This is a genomic window from Sphingobium sp. B2, assembly GCF_007693735.1.
Lineage (GTDB): Bacteria > Pseudomonadota > Alphaproteobacteria > Sphingomonadales > Sphingomonadaceae > Sphingobium > Sphingobium xenophagum.
In genome coordinates this window covers 1,058,240-1,076,134 of sequence record NZ_VDBZ01000001.1, presented here as the reverse complement: position 1 = coordinate 1,076,134, position 17,895 = coordinate 1,058,240, and the positions used below count along the sequence as shown (strand labels likewise).

The 17,895-nt window shown below is 64.3% G+C and carries 13 protein-coding genes; 7 read left to right on the top strand and 6 right to left on the bottom strand.

The window, feature by feature from the left end:
- Window positions 1–51: 51 nt before the first annotated feature.
- Together FE851_RS05325 and FE851_RS05320 are read left to right on the top strand one after the other, a co-directional pair.
- A complete protein-coding gene (locus FE851_RS05325; RefSeq protein WP_145200499.1) occupies window positions 52–1,074 on the top strand; it encodes a hypothetical protein in 1,023 nt (340 codons plus the stop codon).
- Window positions 1,075–1,254: 180 nt separating this feature from the next.
- The gene (locus FE851_RS05320; protein WP_145200496.1) at window positions 1,255–2,925 is read left to right on the top strand and encodes an MFS transporter; all 1,671 of its coding nucleotides are present in this window, start codon (window positions 1,255–1,257) and stop codon (window positions 2,923–2,925) included.
- Between the two features lie 31 nt (window positions 2,926–2,956).
- Here FE851_RS05320 and putA read toward each other — a convergent pair whose 3' ends face one another.
- Entirely contained in the window at window positions 2,957–6,556 is a 3,600-nt protein-coding gene (putA, locus tag FE851_RS05315; RefSeq protein WP_145204141.1) for a trifunctional transcriptional regulator/proline dehydrogenase/L-glutamate gamma-semialdehyde dehydrogenase, read from the bottom strand.
- A gap of 98 nt (window positions 6,557–6,654) precedes the next feature.
- Here putA and FE851_RS05310 point away from each other — a divergent pair, with 98 nt between their 5' ends.
- Window positions 6,655–7,134 carry an Lrp/AsnC family transcriptional regulator gene (locus FE851_RS05310; RefSeq protein ID WP_019052583.1) on the top strand — a complete coding sequence of 160 codons (480 nt, stop codon included), beginning with the start codon at window positions 6,655–6,657 and terminating at the stop codon, window positions 7,132–7,134.
- Between the two features lie 6 nt (window positions 7,135–7,140).
- Here FE851_RS05310 and FE851_RS05305 read toward each other — a convergent pair whose 3' ends face one another.
- Genes FE851_RS05305 through FE851_RS05295 form a run of 3 tightly spaced genes read right to left on the bottom strand, consistent with a single transcriptional unit; the run spans window position 7,141 to window position 11,312 of the window.
- Window positions 7,141–8,610: a mannitol dehydrogenase family protein gene (locus FE851_RS05305; protein WP_145200493.1), complete on the bottom strand. Its 1,470-nt coding sequence runs from the start codon at window positions 8,608–8,610 to the stop codon at window positions 7,141–7,143.
- Entirely contained in the window at window positions 8,607–10,022 is a 1,416-nt protein-coding gene (gene uxaC, locus FE851_RS05300; protein ID WP_145200490.1) for a glucuronate isomerase, read from the bottom strand. Before uxaC ends, FE851_RS05305 begins: the two co-directional genes overlap by 4 nt.
- 3 nt (window positions 10,023–10,025) lie before the next feature.
- Window positions 10,026–11,312 carry an MFS transporter gene (locus FE851_RS05295; RefSeq protein ID WP_107125037.1) on the bottom strand — a complete coding sequence of 429 codons (1,287 nt, stop codon included), beginning with the start codon at window positions 11,310–11,312 and terminating at the stop codon, window positions 10,026–10,028.
- A 513-nt stretch (window positions 11,313–11,825) separates the two neighbouring features.
- On the opposite strand from FE851_RS05295, the gene FE851_RS05290 reads away from it, so the two are divergent.
- Window positions 11,826–12,917 (top strand): LacI family DNA-binding transcriptional regulator, encoded by a 1,092-nt coding sequence (locus FE851_RS05290; protein ID WP_043145434.1) that lies wholly within the window; start codon window positions 11,826–11,828, stop codon window positions 12,915–12,917.
- A 92-nt stretch (window positions 12,918–13,009) separates the two neighbouring features.
- On the opposite strand, the gene purB is transcribed toward FE851_RS05290, so the two are convergent.
- Entirely contained in the window at window positions 13,010–14,326 is a 1,317-nt protein-coding gene (purB, locus tag FE851_RS05285; RefSeq protein ID WP_130752636.1) for an adenylosuccinate lyase, read from the bottom strand.
- A 281-nt stretch (window positions 14,327–14,607) separates the two neighbouring features.
- Between purB and FE851_RS05280 the strand changes: the two genes are divergently transcribed.
- Window positions 14,608–15,048, top strand: a complete 441-nt coding sequence (locus FE851_RS05280; RefSeq protein ID WP_145200487.1) for an EF-hand domain-containing protein — start codon at window positions 14,608–14,610, stop codon at window positions 15,046–15,048.
- 117 nt (window positions 15,049–15,165) lie between these two features.
- On the opposite strand, the gene FE851_RS05275 is transcribed toward FE851_RS05280, so the two are convergent.
- Complete coding sequence (locus tag FE851_RS05275; RefSeq protein WP_019052590.1) at window positions 15,166–15,360, bottom strand: hypothetical protein; 195 nt, start codon at window positions 15,358–15,360, stop codon at window positions 15,166–15,168.
- A gap of 208 nt (window positions 15,361–15,568) precedes the next feature.
- Here FE851_RS05275 and FE851_RS05270 point away from each other — a divergent pair, with 208 nt between their 5' ends.
- A complete protein-coding gene (locus FE851_RS05270) occupies window positions 15,569–16,981 on the top strand; it encodes a sugar porter family MFS transporter (protein WP_145200484.1) in 1,413 nt (470 codons plus the stop codon).
- Window positions 16,978–17,835: an aldose 1-epimerase gene (locus tag FE851_RS05265; RefSeq protein WP_145200481.1), complete on the top strand. Its 858-nt coding sequence runs from the start codon at window positions 16,978–16,980 to the stop codon at window positions 17,833–17,835. The genes FE851_RS05270 and FE851_RS05265 overlap by 4 nt, the downstream gene beginning before the upstream one ends.
- Window positions 17,836–17,895 lie beyond the last annotated feature (60 nt).

Sequence of the window (17,895 nt, the reverse complement as noted above, 5' to 3'; positions counted from 1 at the left end):
CTTCACATTCAAGGCCGCGCCAAGACGGTCTGGATCTGGAGAAGGATGCCGATGCCCAAGCGCGCCCTCATCATGGTTTCAGCCGCCCTTTGCCTGGCCGTGCCCTCGCTGGCGCGCGCGGCGGATGACGCGGAAGCATGGATGCCAACCGAAACCGCGATCCGCGCCACGACAGCGGGGATCAGCCTGCCCCAGACGATCGGCGGCCTGTCCCTGACGAAGAGCGGCGAGGCGTCCAATGGCGGACGCGCGGTCGACAATTATGCGCAATTCCTGTCCGACGACGGCGCGATCCAGGCGACGCTGTACGTCTATCTGCCGACCTATGCCGACGCATCCCTGGCCGCCTACATGACCGACAAGGCGATCATGGAGCGGTTCGGATCGCGCACGCGCCGCACCGCCTATGCCAGCGCGCCAGTGGCGGGCAAGGCGGACAGCGCGATCCGCGCCGTCTATGACGATGCCGCCGACGGCGAATTGACGACGGCAGCGGGCTTTGTCCATGCCGGGCGCTGGATCGTCAAAATCCGCGTCACCGGGCCGACGGAACGCCGCGCCGATGTGCTGGCCGGGCTGGACGGCATACTGGCCGGACTGGCGCTGGACGATCCCGCTTCGTTGCACAGAACCGGGCCAGCGCGCTTTGACGCTTGCCCTGCCGCCGACATGCGCGACGCGCAGTTGACCAAGGATGCAGCGACGCCAACCACGATCCCGCAGGAAGTCCGCATTCCGCGCGATGGCAAGGACATTCTGTGCGTGCGCGGATCGGTGACCACGGCTGATGGCAGCTATGACATGCTTCAACAGGCCGGGCGCAGCGACGGCGCAATCATCGTGCCGGTGGATGACAGCGGCACGGTGCTGGCCTTCGATCCGGCGGCGGCGGGCAAGGGATATAAGCTGTCGATCCATATGGTCGGGCAGACCGACCTTTATGGCGTCTATGACCGCGTCCCCAGCCCCCGCCAGATCGCCGCGATCCTTGACGGCAAAGACCCCCAGACGGCGCAGGCAGAGGCGACCGCCGCCTATGCCGCCAATGGTGCCGTTACGATGGTGCGGCACTGACGCGCCACAGCAACCGTCCGTAGCGGATTGCAACATCGACCATGCGTACCGCGCCATCATGCGGCCGTTGATGGTACGATCATTCCGAAGCACGCCGGACAATGGCATCTGGCCACTGGATTTTCGTCCCGACTGCTGCCATGCAGGAATGATAACGGTAACATTGGGGAGAAATGGGTCATGGTGACCGACATTGAGGGCGACCTGCCCAAGCATCATGGCGCAACCCAGAATGAGAAACTGGTCATCGCCGCCTCCTCGCTGGGGACGGTGTTCGAATGGTATGATTTCTATCTCTACGGGCTGCTGGCCACCTATATTTCGGCGCAATTCTTCTCCGGCGTGAACGAAACGACCGGCTTCATCTTCGCGCTCGCGGCCTTCGCGGCGGGCTTTGCGGTGCGACCGTTCGGGGCGATCGTGTTCGGGCGGATCGGCGACATGGTCGGGCGCAAGAATACATTTCTGGTGACGATGGGCATTATGGGCCTGTCGACCTTCGCGGTCGGCCTGCTGCCAAGCTATGCGAGCATCGGCATGGCCGCACCGATCATCCTGCTGGTCATGCGGTTGGCGCAGGGGCTGGCGCTGGGCGGCGAATATGGCGGGGCCGCGACCTATGTGGCCGAACATGCGCCGGAAAATAAGCGCGGCCTTTACACGAGCTGGATTCAGACGACGGCGACCTTTGGCCTGTTCGCTGCGCTGCTGGTCGTGATCGGCTTTCGCTTCGCGCTGGGCGAGGACGCCTTTGCCGCCTGGGGCTGGAGGCTGCCCTTCCTCATTTCCATCCTGCTGCTGGGCGTGTCGATGTGGATACGGCTGCAACTCAACGAAAGCCCGGTCTTTCAAAAGATGAAGGACGAAGGCACGACGTCGAAGGCGCCGCTGACCGAGGCGTTCGGGCAATGGGGCAATCTGCGCTGGGTGATCATCGCGCTGCTGGGCGCGGTGATGGGTCAGGCGGTGGTCTGGTACACCGGGCAATTTTATGCGCTCTTCTTTCTGGAAAAGACGATGCGGATGGATGGGGCCACGGCGAACATCCTGATCGCGATCGCGCTGGCACTGGCGACGCCCTTCTTCATCTTTTTCGGCTGGCTCAGTGACAAGATCGGGCGCAAGCCGATCATCCTGGGTGGCTGCGCGCTGGCGGCGATCAGCTATTTTCCGCTGTTCGCTGCGCTGACCACTGCTGCTAATCCGGCACTGGCGGCGGCGCAGGCGTCCGCCCCCGTGACGATCGTCGCCCATGGTGGCGAATGTTCCTTCCAGTTCGATCCGGTCGGCAAGAACCGGTTTGACCAGACAAGCTGCGACGTTGCCAAAGCCTATATGGCCAAGAGCGGGGTGAGCTACGCCAATGTCGAAGCGGCAGCGGGCAGTCCCGCCGTGGTGAAGGTGGGCAGCGTCAGCTTCACCGCGCCCGATGCGGCGACCCTGGTCGGACCCGACAAGACGGCGGCAATCGCGGCATTTCAGGATGCGCTAAAAGCCGGGCTGGCGCAGGCCGGCTATCCCGAAAAGGCGGACAATGCGCGGATCGACAAGGTAGCGGTGGTCGCGATTTTGTGGGCGCTGGCGATGCTGGTGACGATGGTTTACGGGCCGATCGCCGCGATGCTGGTCGAACTATTCCCCAGCCGCATTCGCTATACGTCGATGTCGCTGCCCTATCATATCGGCAATGGCTGGTTCGGCGGGTTCCTGCCCACGACCGCGTTCGCGATGGTCGCGGCGACGGGCAATATCTATTATGGCCTCTGGTACCCGGTGCTGATCGCGGCGGCCACCGTTGTCGTCGGCTTGCTGTTCCTGCCCGAAACCTTCCGGCGCAATATCGACGAGTGAGACAGTGAAGCCGACATGATGATCGGCCTGCTCAGCCGATCATCATCAGGCTTGCATTGCCACCCGCGGCCGTCGTGTTGATGGAGGTCGACACTTCCTCCATCAGCCAGTCGAGGCAATAGCCATCCGGCCCCGGCGCATGGACCGGGACGATGCGGCCCGGCCAGTCGGCGACGGCCTGCACCATGGCGGAGACTATGTCCGGCTCACCGTCGACCAGCACAGCGGCGACGGGCGTGTCGGCGGGTTTGGCGAAGCGCGCGGCGACATCGGCTGGCAGGCCGGGGGGCAGCGCCATGCCCTGCACCAGCGCATCATTGCCGGTAGCGAGGATCGCGGCCATCTGCCGGAACAGGCCCGCACGGGTCGTGGGGCGCAGCAGCATCGTGCCGCGCGGGTGGAGACTGTAGAGATTGCGTTCCCCCACAGGGCCGGGCAGCGTCAGTTCCAGCCCCAGCGCGGACCTGTCGCCAATGCGGCGGACCTGGGTGGCGGCCTCGCCCTCACCTTGCGCGTCGAGCCAGTCCGCAAAGCTGTTGAGCGGGGAGATGAGCGGCGTAACCCGCGTGGCGCTGACCGGGGGCATGGTGACGAGGCGGCCAAGATAGAGCGGGCCGCCCGCCTTTGGCCCGGTGCCCGACAGGCCGCATCCGCCAAAGGGCTGAACCCCGACGATCGCGCCGATGACGTTGCGGTTCACATAGATATTGCCGACCTTCACGCGGCTCGTGACCCGCGCGATGGTTTCGTCCAGCCGCGTATGCAGGCCGAATGTCAGGCCATAGCCGGTGGCGTTGATCGCATCGACCAGCGCATCGATCCGGTCGCGCCTGAACCGCAGGACGTGGAGGACGGGACCGAAAATCTCCCGATCGAGATCGGCCATACTGTCGATTTCGATGATGGTCGGCGCGACGAAGGTGCCGTGCGCGGTTTCGGGCGGGAGCGCTTGTTGCTCGACCTTGCGGCCCAGTGCGCGCATGGCGTCGATATGCGATGTGATGCCGTCGCGGGCTTCCGCGGTGATGACCGGGCCTATGTCCACCCGCAGCGCGTCGGTGCGGCCAATGCGCAATTCGGCCAGCGCCCCCTTCAACATGGTGAGGGTGCGGTCGGCCACTTCCTCTTGCAGGCACAGGACACGCAGGGCCGAGCAGCGCTGGCCCGCACTGTCGAAGGCGGATGCAATGACGTCGGCCACCACCTGTTCGGCCAGCGCGCTGCTGTCCACGATCATCGCATTCTGGCCGCCGGTTTCGGCGATCAGCGGTATGGGATGGCCGGTGGGCGACAGGCGGGTGGCGAGCTGGCGCTGGATCAGGCGGGCGACATCGGTGGAGCCGGTGAACATGACGGCGGCGGTCTGCGGCGCGGCGACCAGCGCGGCGCCGATGCTGCCGTCGCCGGGGACCAGATGGAGCGCGTCGGTCGGCACGCCCGCTTCATGGAGCAGGCGCACCGCTTCAGCGGCGATCAGCGGCGTTTCTTCGGCAGGCTTGGCCAGCACGGCGTTGCCAGCGACCAGCGCGGCGGCGACCTGCCCAGTGAAGATGGCCAGCGGGAAATTCCACGGGCTGATGCAGGTGACGACGCCCAGCGGCGTCTGTTCCGCGCCAAGGCGGGCGCGGGCCTGCTGCGCGTAATAGCGCAGAAAGTCGATCGCCTCGCGCACTTCGGCGATGGCGTTGGGGATGGACTTGCCCGCTTCGCGCACGATGAGGCCGAGCAGGATGGGCATCCGTTCCTGCATGGCGTCCGCCGCCCGTTCCAGCGCGGCGGCGCGATCGGCGACGGGCGTGGTGGGCCATGCGGACGCGGCGGCGCGGATGGCGGCGGCCTGAGCCTCCTGCGCCGTGGCGTCGATAACGGCGCCGACAATGTCGCGATGGTCGGCGGGGTTGCGGACCGAGCGCGCTACCCCAGCCCCGCCAGCGGGCGCGGCGCTCCAGTCGAGCGTGGCGCTGTGCTGGAGCGCCTCGGTCAGGCTGGCGAGCGTGGTTTCGTCGCTAAGGTCCAGCCCATCCGCATTGCGGCGGTCGGGATAGATGGCAGCGGGAAGCGCGATGAGATCATGATGCGCGCCGGGTTTTGGCATGGCTTTGACCATGTCGACCGGGTCGGCGATCATCTCCTCGACCGAGACGGCGGGATCGGCGATGCGATTGACGAAGCTGCTGTTCGCGCCATTTTCGAGCAGGCGGCGGACGAGATAGGCGAGCAATGTCTCATGCGTGCCGACCGGCGCATAGATGCGGCAGGGGCGGTTCAACCTGGTCGGCCCGACCACCTGTTCGTAAAGCGGTTCGCCCATGCCGTGGAGGCACTGGAATTCATAGCTGCCGATGCTGAAATCCGGGCCTGCCATCTGGTAGATGGTGGCGAGCGTCTGGGCATTATGGGTGGCGAATTGCGGGAACACCGCATCGGGCGCGGCGAGCAGTTTGCGGGCGCAGGCGATATAGGCGATGTCGGTATGCAGCTTGCGGGTGTAGACCGGGAAGTCGGCGAGGCCATCGACCTGCGCACGCTTGATTTCCGCGTCCCAATAGGCGCCCTTCACCAGCCGCACCATGATCCGGCGGTCGGCGCGGCGCGCGAGGTCGACGATCCAGTCGATGACGAACGGGCAGCGCTTGCCATAGCCCTGTACGACAAAGCCAAGGCCGTTCCAGTCGGTGAGCGCGGGATGAAGCGCCAAGCTTTCGAGCAGGTCGAGCGAAAGCTCCAGCCGGTCGGCCTCCTCCGCGTCGATGTTGAAGCCGATATTATAGCCCTTCGCGATCGCGGCGAGTTGCTGCACGCGCGGCAGCAATTCGGCCATGACCCGGTCCGCCTGCGCGCGGGCATAGCGGGGATGGAGGGCGGACAGCTTGATCGAGATGCCCGGCCCGGCATAGATGCCGCGTCCGCCCGACGCCTTTCCGATGGCGTGGATCGCCCGTTCATAATCGGCATAGTAGCGCGCGGCATCGGCCGCGGTGGTCGCCGCTTCGCCCAGCATGTCGTAGCTGTAGGCGAACCCCTTGGCCTCCATGATCTTGGCGCGTTTGAGCGCTTCCTTGATGGTTTCGCCCGTGACGAATTGTTCCCCCATCATCCGCATGGCGAGGTCCACGCCGCGCCGGATCACCGGCTCGCCCGCGCGGTTGAGCAGGCGGGCCAGCGCCGCGCCCAGCCCGCGATCATCGACGCTGCCGACCAGCTTGCCGGTGACCACCAGACCCCAGGTGGCGGCGTTGACGAACAGCGACCTGTCGGTGCCCAGATGCGATCCCCAGTCGCCATCGGCGATCTTGTCGCGGATCAGCGCGTCGCGGGTCGCGGCATCGGGAATACGCAGCAGAGCTTCAGCCAGGCACATTAGCGCGACCCCTTCCTGACTGGAGAGCGCATATTCCTGCACCAGCCCTTCGACCCCGCTCCCCTTGTGATTGGCGCGCAGCGCGGTGACGAGCGTGCGGGCGGTTTCGCGGGCGGCGACGCGGGTCGCATCGGGAAGGGTCGCAGCGGCGATCAGCGGCGCAAGCGCCTCTGCCTCGTCCCGGCGATAGGCGGCGGTGATCGCCTGCCGCAGCGGAGATTGCGCGCGGATGGCAGGGGCAAAGGTGGCGAAAGGTGGCTGAGCAGTCATGGCGTGCAGACTATCGCATTTCATGCGGTCAATCCGCCTTTTCAATGGCGCATTTATGATCGATATGACCTATGATTGAACTATGTCAGGCAATATGAATGGGTAAACCGCCACAAATAGTCGATCTGGATGATTTCGATCGCCGGATCATCGCCGCGCTGGTGGAGGATGGCCGGATGACCGTGACCGACCTTGCCATGGCGGTCGGGCTGTCCAAGACGCCCTGCCAGGTACGACTGCGGCGATTGCAGGAAAGCGGCGTGATCCGGGGGTTCCGGGCGATGGTCGATCCGGCCAAGCTGGGGATGGACCATGTCGCCTTTGCCGAGGTCAAGCTGTCCGACACGCGCGAAAGCGCGCTGACCGAGTTCAACGATGCGGTGCGGCGCATTCCCGAAGTCGAGGAATGCCATATGATCGCCAGCAGCTTCGACTATCTGCTCAAGGTGCGGACGGCGGACATCCGCCGCTATCGCACCGTGCTGGGAGAGAAGATTTCCAGCCTGCCCCATGTCGCCAGCACATCGACCTTCGTGGCGATGGAAACAGTGCTGGAGGCCGGGGGCAGGCGGAAATAGCCAGCGTCAATTGGGACGAAAAGTCTCCAGCGCGGCGCGCGCGCCATAGGTTTCCAAAATGGTCAGCCAGCGGACCAGTATATCGCGGAACAGCGGATTTGCGCCCAGAGCAGGCGGCACGACCGCGTCGAAGGCGAGGATGGCGGCGACCCGATCCTGCGTCGTCGCTGCCGCGCCCAGCATGGCGGCGATCGGCACGGCCAGCGGATCGTCCACGACATGCAGATTGCCCAGATCGTCATGGCCCACCTGCCAGCGAATCCAGGCGGCGACCGCCAGCGACAGGGCGTCGATCCCCTGCCCCGCCTCGATCCGCGCGGCGATGGTGGCAAGCAGGCGCTGGGGCAGTTTCTGCGATCCGTCCATCGCGATCTGGTGCGTACGGTGGCGCAGGGTTGGATTGTCGAAGCGGGCCATCAGCTCGCGGCGATAGGCCGCCACGTCAAGTTCCGCCGGGGGCGAAAGGGTCGTTTCTGCCTCGTCCCATAGCGTTTCGACGAAGATGCGGGCTTCGGGCAGGGCGAGGACGTCATGGACATAGTCGATCGCGGCAAGGCCACCCAGATAGGCGATGCCGCTGTGCGCGCCGTTGAGCAGGCGGAGCTTGGCTTCTTCCCACGGGGCGACGGCGGCGGTTATCTGAACACCCGCACCAAAGTCCGGACGCGGGCCGCAGAAGTCATCCTCGATCACCCATTGGATGAACGGTTCGGTCTTGACCATGGCCTGATCCTCAACGCCCAGACGCATGGTCAGGGCGGCTATGTCGTCGGGCGTGGTCGCAGGGACGATACGATCGACCATGGTTTCGGGGAAAGCGCCTTCCGCCGCGATCCATTCCGCCAGAGCGGCGTCGTGACGACGGGCGAGCGCCAGTACGGCATTACGCAGGCGGGTGCCGTTATGGGGAAGATTGTCGCAACTGATCGCGGTGAAGGGAGGCAGTCCCGCCGCTTTGCGCCGCGCCAGCGCCGCGACGATATAGCCGGGCGCAGTCTGCGGCTGTTCCAGCGACAGGAGGTCGGCGGCAAGTTGCGCGTCATCCTCGATCAGCGCGCCGGTGGCAGGGTCAAGCTTATAGCCTTTTTCCGTGATGGTGAGCGTAACGATATGGGTGTCGGGCGCTGCCATGGCGGCGATGAGCGTCTGCGGCGCCCTGGGCGCGACGATGACGTCCTGCACCGCACCGACGATGCGCGCCTGTTCCGATCCGCCATCGCGCACCAGCATGGTATAAAGGCCGTCCTGCGGCACCATCTGGTTGCGCACGGCAGGCGAACGCAGAGAGGCGGCGGTGATGCCCCAGCGCAGGTCGCCTGCGTTCAGGGCGTCGTCAAACAGCACCGCCTGATGTGCGCGGTGAAACGCGCCGATGCCCAGATGGACGACTCCCGGCTTGACCTGGCTACGGTCATACTTTGGGCGAATGACGTCGGCGGGAAGTACCGCGAGCATCTGACTCGACAGGCGGGTCACAGCTTGTAGGCCTGCTTGACGAGGTCATAGGCGAGCGCGCGGGCGACATCGAACGCTTCATCCTCCTCCATGCGATGTTCGACCACCAGTTGCGCCAGCCAGCCGCAATCCATGCGGCGGGCGACGTCATGGCGCGCCGGGATCGACAGGAAGGCGCGGGTATCATCGTTAAAGCCGACCGTGTTGTAGAAACCGGCTGTCTCCGTCGCGCGCTCGCGAAAGCGGCGCATCCCTTCCGGGCTGTCATGGAACCACCATGGCGGGCCAAGTTTGAGCGCGGGATAATGGCCGGCCAGCGGCGCCAGTTCACGCGAATAGACATCTTCGTCGAGGGTGAAGAGAATGAGGGTCAGGCGCGGGTCGGTGCCATAAAGGTCGAGCAAGGGCTTCAACGCGGTGACAAATTCCCCTGCGGTCGGGATGTCGGCGCCCTTGTCCTTGCCAAAGCGCGCCAGCACGGCGGCATTATGGTTGCGGTGTACGCCGGGGTGCAACTGCATCACCATGCCGTCCTCAATCGACATGCGCGCCATTTCGGTGAGCATATGGCCGCGGAACAGTTCCGCCGCCGCCGCGCTGACCGGGCCGGTGGTGACCTTGGCATAGAGCGCCTCAATCTCCGCGCGGGGCAGGTTGGCGGTAAAGGCGCACGGATGGCCATGGTCGGTCGAGGTCGCGCCCGCCGCGCGAAAATCTGCGCGGCGCTTTTCATGGGCGCACAGATAGCCAGCATAGCTGCCCGCATCCTCGCCCGCCATGGCGCAGAAGCGCTGGACATTGGCGATGAACTTGGGATCGTCGGGGTCCAGCACCGGATCGGGACGATAGGCGGTGACGACCTTGCCGCCCCAACCGCTGGCGCGGATCGCGCGGTGATGGTCGAGCGGGTCGAGCGGGCCTTCGGTGGTGGCGATGACTTCGATATTATAGCGATCGAACAGCGCGCGCGGGCGGAATTGCGGGGTTTTGAGCGCGGCGTCGATCAGGTCGTAATAATGATCGGCCGTCTCCACCTCCAGCCGGACGTCGATGCCGAACGCCTCGGCAAAGACCCAGTCGAGCCACATGCGCGACGGCGTGCCCCGGAAAAGATGATAGTTGGCGGCAAAGATGCGCCAGATGGCGCGCGGATCGCTGGCGGTTGCGCTGCCATCGACGGTGGGAACGCCCAGTTCGTCCAGCCTGACGCCCTGGCTGAACAGCATGCGGAACACATAATGGTCAGGGACGATCAGCAACTCCGCCGGGTTGGCGAATGGCTCGTCATAGGCGAACCAGCGCGGATCGGTGTGGCCGTGGGGCGAGACGATGGGCAGATCCCTGACGCTGGCATACAGCGCGCGGGCGATGTCGCGGGTGCGCGGTTCGGCCGGGAACAGACGATCGGGATGCAGAATGAGAGGCTTAGGCAAGAATCATGCTCCTTCGACGCGGCCTATGCCAGCGGTGGTGACGACCTGATAACGCGGAATGACAAGGTGGATGGCGCATAGCGCGACGAGATAGGCACAGGATGCGACGGCGAAGATCGGTCCGTAGCTGCCGATATTTTCCAGGATCGTTCCGGCAAATTTCGCCATCATCATGCCGCCGATGGCCCCCGCCAGCCCGCCAAGGCCGATGACCGATCCGGCCATCCAGCGCGGAAACACATCGCCCGGCAATGCGTAGAGATTGGCGGAAAAGCCCTGATGCCCGGCGCAGGCCAGCCCGATCAGGCCGACCGCCACCCACATGTTGGGCGCGTGGGTCGCAAAGGCGATCGGCACGGCGCACAGGGCCGCCAGAAACATCGCGCTCTTGCGCGCGCGGTTGACACTCCAGCCGCGCCCCATGAAGCGCGAGGATGCCCAGCCGCCAGCGACCGACCCGACATCGGCCAGCAGATAGACCGCGACCAGCGGCGGGCCGAAATCCAGCATCTTGACGCCATATTGCTTGTTGAAGAAGTCCGGCAACCAGAAGAGGAAGGTCCACCAGACCGGGTCAATCAGGAAGCGGCCCAGCATATAGGCCCATGTCTGACGCAGTCGAAACAGCGCGGTCCATTTGACGGGGCGTTGTTCTTCGACAGGGTCGGTTTCGATCCAGGCCAGTTCCTGCGCGCTCAGGCTCTTTTTCTCGCGCGGGCGGCGGTAGAAACCGAGCCAGGCGGCCAGCCAGACCACGCTCAGCAGGCCGGTGAGGATGAAGGCCCAGCGCCAGCCCATGGTGACGGCGATAACCGGCACGATCAACGGAGTCAGGATCGCGCCGACATTGGACCCGGCATTGAAGATACCGATGGCGAGCGCCCGTTCCTTTTTTGGGAACCATTCATTGGTTGCGGCGATCGCGGCGGGAAAGGTACCCGCTTCGCCCAGCGCGAGCGGGATGCGGGCGATCAGCATGCCCGCGGTCGAGGTGAAGAAGATATGGGCGACATGGCCGATCGTCCACAGCGTCACCGCCACCGCATAGCCCGCGCGCGCGCCGATCCTGTCGATCAGTCGGCCGAAAAGAACATAGGCGATGCCGTAACCGGCCTGAAACCAGATGGCGAGGTCGGCATAGCCGCGCTCCGTCCAGCCATAACGTTGCTGAAGATCCGGCTTGAGCGTCGGCAGGACGAGGCGATCGATATAGGAGAGCACGACCGCCGCGAACAGCAGGGCACAAACGATCCAGCGTATTTTACCCGATGGCTTTGGGATATCGGTCATGCAGACGCTCCAGGGAAAATCATTCGTCCTTCCGACGAAGGCGGGGGTACCGATTATGTTTGAGCGTCACGCGCGCTCGACCGGCCATGGGAAGGGTGAGGGCCGGCGTGCAGACCGCCCCCACCCTTCCGCGCCAATGGCGCGCTTTCCCTCCCCCGGCAGGAGAGGAAAACTCTGTTCAGCGTCGCTATCACTCGTTCGCCATGACGGCACCGCCATCGCGGCGGTCACAGGTGACGAAATGCTTGGCCTTAATGTTCTTTGCCATGGAACGGTCCTGCTGCGACGCTTCCGGCGGTGCGATCCGAGTGATGCCGCCGCGCGGTGATGAATAAATGATAGCGGTACCATTGGAGCATGTGCAGCAGGCTTGTCAATCGTGCAGCGCAGCATGAACAACTGGCGCGCGATAGCGCCGGATGCTGGGCCAATTCATGTCTATTGTGGCGTGTCATTTTGCGCTTCGCGATGAACGCCAGATTGCGCTACGAACCTCGCCGTAAAACATTTAGCATGACAAGGCCCAATCCGTTGAGTGACAGCAGAGCATCCCGCCGCCAGCGCAATGCGCCAACGATCAATGACGTGGCCCGCGAGGCCGGGGTGTCTCCGATGACGGTCTCACGCGTCATCAACGGGGAAAAGGCCGTCCGCCCGGCAACCCGCGCCAAGGTGGACGTAGCGATTGCCGCCCTGAATTACGCGCCGAGCGCAGCGGCGCGCAGCCTGGCCGGTGGCGAGGAGATGCGGATCGGTCTGCTCTACAGCAACCCGTCCTCATCCTATCTGAGCGAATTTCTGGTCGGCAGCCTGGAGCAGGCGAGCGGTAGCGGCGTGCATCTGGTGGTCGAGAAATGGGATGAGCAAACCTCCATCAAGGCAGTGATCGACCATCTGCTGCGCGGGCGAATCGATGGGGTGATCCTGCCGCCCCCGCTCTGCGACCTTCAGGACATGGCGCATGCCCTGGTCGCGGCCAATATTCCCGCCGTCGCCGTCGCCACCGGGCGATCGGATGGCGAACTGGCGGCGGTGCGGATCGACGATCGGCAGGCCGCCTATGAAATGACCCGCCACCTCGTCTCGCTGGGGCACAGCCGCATCGGCTTCATCAAGGGCCATCCCAATCAGAGCGCCAGCATCCGGCGGCTGGAAGGCTATGTCGATGCGCTGGACGAAGCAGGCATCGCCGTCCAGAATGATTATATCGCCCAGGGCTATTTCACTTACCGATCCGGGCTGGACGCCGCCGAACATATATTGGCGCTGCCCGATGCGCCGACGGCCATCTTTGCCAGCAATGACGATATGGCGGCCGCAACCGTGGCGATCGCCCACCGGGGCGGGCTGGACGTGCCGGGCGATCTGACCGTATGCGGCTTTGACGACACCTCGCTGGCGACCACGATCTGGCCTGAACTGACGACGATCCGCCAGCCCATCAGCGCGATGTCGCGCGCGGCGGTGGAGTTGCTGGTCAAGATGTTACGCGCACGGCGCGCGCAGGATGAAGACATGCCCGCGCATCTCGTGCTGGATCATCAGTTGATCCGGCGCCAATCGGACGCTCCGCCGCGGGTGCGGCCAAGGGTAGTCGGGCGTTAGCACCATCGGTTCGTTTCGCGCGAAGTCGAGAAACATCCGGCACGGCGCCTTGTGTTTCTCGCCTTCGCGCGAAACGAACGACTGTTCGATAGTTACGCTTCGCCGAACACCCGGCGGAAAATGGTGTCGACCTGCTTGAAATGATAGTCGAGGTTGAACTTGTCCTCGATCTCGGCAACCGGCAGCGCGGCGGTGACGTCAGCGTCGGCCTTGAGCAGTTCGAGCAGCGAGAGTTGGCCGTCTGATTCCCAGACCTTCATCGCGTTGCGCTGGACATAGCGATAGCTGTCCTCGCGGCTGACGCCCGCCTGGGTGAGGGCCAGCAGCACGCGCTGCGAATGGACAAGCCCGCCCATCTTGTCGAGATTCTTCATCATCCGCTCAGGATAGACCAGCAGCTTGTCGATCACGCCCGTCAGGCGACCCAGCGCGAAGTCGAGCGTGATGGTCGCGTCCGGACCGAAGAAGCGCTCGACCGACGAATGGCTGATGTCACGTTCGTGCCACAGCGCGACATTTTCCAGCGCCGGCACGACGGCGGCGCGCACGACGCGGGCCAGGCCGGTCAGATTTTCAGTCAGCACCGGATTGCGCTTGTGTGGCATGGCCGACGAACCCTTCTGGCCGGGCGAGAAATATTCCTCCGCCTCCAGCACTTCGGTGCGCTGGAGATGGCGAACCTCGACAGCAAGGCGCTCGATCGAACTGGCGATGACGCCCAGTGTCGCGAAGAACATGGCGTGGCGATCACGCGGGATCACCTGGGTCGAGACCGGCTCGACGGAGAGGCCCAGTTTGGCCGCAACATGCTCTTCAACCGCGGGGTCGATATTGGCGAAGGTGCCGACCGCACCGGAAATGGCGCAGGTCGCGACTTCGGCGCGCGCGGCGATCAGGCGCGCCTTGCAGCGGGTGAATTCGGCATAGGCTTCCGCCATTTTCAGGCCAAAGGTCACCGGCTCGGCATGGATGCCGTGGCTGCGGCCAATGGTCGGGGTCAGCTTATGCTCAAACGCCCGGCGCTTGATCACGTCGAGCAGCTTGTCGAGATCCTCGATGAGGATGTCGGACGCGCGCGCCAGTTGCACCGCCAGGCAGGTGTCGAGCACGTCGGAGCTGGTCATGCCCTGATGCATGAAGCGGGCTTCATCGCCCACCTGTTCGGCAACCCAGGTCAGAAAGGCGATGACGTCATGCTTGGTCACCGCCTCGATCGCGTCGATCGCCGCGACGTCGATTACCGGGTTGGTCGCCCACCAGTCCCACAGCGCCTTGGCCGCCGATGGCGGCACGACGCCCAGTTCGCCCAGCTTCTCGGTCGCGTGCGCTTCAATCTCGAACCAGATTTTGAAGCGGGCTTCCGGTTCCCAGAGAGCGGTCATTGCGGGGCGGGCGTAGCGAGGGACCATGGGCGAATCCTGCATAGGAAGGGAAAGGTGCCGCGCGCCTAGCAGCGTCCTTGCGCCGGGGCAAATCGCGCCGGTTGCGACAAAGAAAATCGAGTTAAACGCTTCGGCTGATCGCAATTGGAACAGCAAAGACAGTCGAATCGAGTATATTCCCAAGACAAGCCGTTAGACATGAACGGATGTTCAGGAACATTACCCGCTTTTGGGTCATTATCCCCTCGTCATTCAATGCCGGACAGATTGTTTTATTCTGTGACGGCCAAGTAACCGAGGAGATTGCCATGATCCGCACGCTTCTAATCACGAGCGCCCTTGCTATCGCCGCCCCCGCCATCGCGCAGGAGACGATGCCATCACAGGGCGCGATGCCCGCGACGCCTGCCCAGCCGGCCATGCCGGGCGATCCGCAGGCGGGCATGCCGCAGGCCGAAACGCCAGCGACTCCCGCAACGCCAGCCAATCCCAGCAATGCAGTCGCATCGATCGTCGACACCGAATTTCCGGCCTATGACGCCAATAGCGACGGCCAACTCGACCAGGCGGAATTTTCCAAATGGATGGTTGCCCTGAAGGATCAGGAAATGAAGGCAACCGGCAAAAGCTTGCCTGCCGAGCAGGTCACAGCATGGGCCAGCGGCGCATTCACCACGGCGGACACTGACAAGAGCGTGTCGATCAGCAAGCCGGAACTGGTCGCCTATCTGAGCGGCGGCGCCGGTTAAACAGACGCAAAGATCCTCCCCGTCGCGAAGGACGGAGAAGAAGAGCCCGTAAGGGTCGCAACAAATGGGCGGTATGGTGAAGACCATGCCGCCCTTTTTGCGTGACCAGGATCTGTTCTAGCTGCGTTTCCGCGCGTACAGCAATGCCGCGACGATCGCGGCCGAGCCGATGCCGACAGCCGCGCCGGTCCAGGCGACTTTGCCAGCGGATTTGCGTGCCGCGCTGGCAAGGTCGCGCTTGTCGTCAACGGGTTGCACGGGGGTGGCGGATGGAGCGTCGGTGTCCGGCGCAGTCTTTTCGGTTTTGCTCATGACAGCGACAGCTATGCCGCAAAGCGGCGGCGGGGAAAAGATGAAAGGCGGCTACATGACAACTATCCGTCGCAATCCGCCTGTGCCACCATCCTTGTCCAACCTGCCCCTTGACTTCCAAGCAATGACGATGTTGTTAGCGCTATCAGTAACGGTCGGATGGCCGGGGCATGTTGCAACGAGATAAAGATGGGAAGGACGCGAGAGGATGAGTGAGGGCAGCGCGCAGAAGGTCAACATGGCCTTTATCGCGGCGATCGTTGCGGTGGCGACGATCGGCGGTTTCATGTTCGGTTATGACAGCGGGGTCATCAACGGCACGCAGAAGGGGCTGGAAAGCGCCTTTGACCTGGGCAAGCTGGGCATTGGCATCAATGTCGGCGCAATTCTGGTCGGGTCGTCAATCGGTGCCTTTGGCGCGGGACGTATGGCCGACATGATCGGGCGGCGCGGCGTCATGATGCTGGCGGCGATCTTGTTTCTGCTCAGCGCGCTGATGGCCGGGGCCGCCGGTTCTTCCGCCATCTTCATCCTTGCGCGGATCATCGGCGGACTGGGCGTCGGCGCGGCGAGCGTGATTTCGCCGGTCTATATTTCCGAAGTCACCCCGGCTGCCGTGCGCGGGCGGCTGTCGAGCGTCCAGCAGGTCATGATCATTTCCGGCCTGACCGGCGCCTTCGTCGCCAATTTCGTGCTGGCGCGCCATGCCGGCGGATCGACCGCCCCGCTCTGGCTCGATTTCCCGGCGTGGCGCTGGATGTTCTGGCTACAGGCTATTCCGGCGGCGATCTATTTGCTCGCCCTGTTGTTCATCCCTGAAAGCCCCCGCTATCTGGTGGCGCGCGGGCGCGAGGACGAGGCGCTGGCGGTATTGACCCGCCTGTTCGGCGCGCAGGAAGCGGCGCGCAAGGTGGTGGAGATTCGCGACAGCCTGGCCGCCGACCATCATCGGCCCAAATTGTCCGACCTCATTGAAAAAAGCAGCGGCAAGATCCGCCCGATCGTGTGGACCGGCATTGGCCTGGCCGTGTTCCAGCAGCTGGTCGGCATCAACGTCGTCTTTTATTATGGCGCGACACTGTGGGAAGCCGTCGGCTTTTCGGAAGATAATGCGTTGCAGATCAATATATTGTCTGGCGTACTTTCGATCGGCGCTTGCCTGGGGTCGATGTTGCTGATCGACCGGATCGGGCGCAAGCCGCTGCTGCTGATCGGATCGGCGGGGATGGCGGTGACGCTGGCGATCGTCGCCTATGCCTTTTCCACCGCCATCACCGGCGCGGACGGCGGGGTCACGCTGCCGGGGCATAATGGCCTGATCGCCCTGATCTCGGCAAATCTCTATGTGATCTTCTTCAACATGAGCTGGGGGCCGATCATGTGGGTGATGCTGGGCGAGATGTTCCCCAACCAGATTCGCGGATCGGGTCTGGCGGTCGCGGGCTTTGCCCAATGGATCGCCAATGCGGCCATATCGGTCAGCTTTCCCGCGCTGGCTGTATCGCCGGGGCTGGTCATGCCCTATAGCGGCTATGCGCTGTTCGCCGCGATCTCCTACTTCTTCGTGCGCAAGATGGTGCAGGAGACCAAGGGTCGCGAGCTTGAGGAGATGGTTGGTTGAGCGACGGGCCGCTTGTATTGCGGGCGGGGGCGCTGGAAGCGGCGCTTTCCCCCGCTGCGGGCGGATCGCTGCTATGGCTGCGCCACGGGGGCGAGGATGTGCTGCGCCCCGCGCCGGGGGACTGCCATGATCCCCTGGGCATGGCGAGCTTTCCGCTCATTCCCTATGCCAACCGGATAGCGAATGGGCAGTTCAGCTTTGACGGGCGCGACTATCAGTTGCCGCGCAATTTCGGCGATCATCCGCACAGCATCCATGGCACTGGCTGGCAGGCGGCCTGGACCGTCGCCGATCAGGGTGCGGATGCGGTGCGGCTGGCTCAGGATCATGCGCGCGGCGCGGCATGGCCATGGCCCTATCGCGCCGAGCAGCATGTGGCGCTGCGCCCCGACGCGATCGACATGCGCCTGACGCTGACCAATATCGGCGATGCGCCGATGCCGGCCGGGCTGGGATTCCACCCTTATTTCCTGGCCGACGCCGGGACGCGGCTGCGCTTCGCAGCGAACAGCCTGTGGCTTTCGACCCCCGACATGCTGCCGGACCGGGAAGTCGCCGCCGACACGCTGGGCGACTGGTCGCGCGGGGCCAGGGTGATGGGCGACACGCTGATCGACAATGTCTATGGCGGATGGGACGGACACGCGATCATTGCGCGCGGCGATGGCCTGCGCATCGTCGTGACAGCGAGCGGCGCGGATTGGCTGCATGTCTATCGTCCGCCCAATTCAGCCGATTTCTGTATCGAACCAGTGAGCCACTGTCCCGACGCGATCAATCGGACGGACGGCATGACCGTGCTGGCGCCGGGTGACGCCACCCAATTGTCGATGACGATCCGCATCGACAAATAGGATGAGACGCTTCCGAAATGTGACGGGATCGCCTAAGCTGCCCCTGTTGAGCAGCAAGAG

What these genes read in the sequence shown, in the direction of transcription:
- FE851_RS05325 (WP_145200499.1), top strand. Translation starts at nt 52, where the DNA reads ATGCCCAAGCGCGCCCTCATCATGGTTTCAGCCGCCCTTTGCCTGGCC.
- FE851_RS05320 (WP_145200496.1), top strand. Translation starts at nt 1,255, where the DNA reads ATGGTGACCGACATTGAGGGCGACCTGCCCAAGCATCATGGCGCAACC.
- putA (WP_145204141.1), bottom strand. Translation starts at nt 6,556, where the DNA reads ATGACTGCTCAGCCACCTTTCGCCACCTTTGCCCCTGCCATCCGCGCG.
- FE851_RS05310 (WP_019052583.1), top strand. Translation starts at nt 6,655, where the DNA reads ATGGGTAAACCGCCACAAATAGTCGATCTGGATGATTTCGATCGCCGG.
- FE851_RS05295 (WP_107125037.1), bottom strand. Translation starts at nt 11,312, where the DNA reads ATGACCGATATCCCAAAGCCATCGGGTAAAATACGCTGGATCGTTTGT.
- FE851_RS05290 (WP_043145434.1), top strand. Translation starts at nt 11,826, where the DNA reads ATGACAAGGCCCAATCCGTTGAGTGACAGCAGAGCATCCCGCCGCCAG.
- purB (WP_130752636.1), bottom strand. Translation starts at nt 14,326, where the DNA reads ATGGTCCCTCGCTACGCCCGCCCCGCAATGACCGCTCTCTGGGAACCG.
- FE851_RS05280 (WP_145200487.1), top strand. Translation starts at nt 14,608, where the DNA reads ATGATCCGCACGCTTCTAATCACGAGCGCCCTTGCTATCGCCGCCCCC.
- FE851_RS05275 (WP_019052590.1), bottom strand. Translation starts at nt 15,360, where the DNA reads ATGAGCAAAACCGAAAAGACTGCGCCGGACACCGACGCTCCATCCGCC.
- FE851_RS05270 (WP_145200484.1), top strand. Translation starts at nt 15,569, where the DNA reads ATGAGTGAGGGCAGCGCGCAGAAGGTCAACATGGCCTTTATCGCGGCG.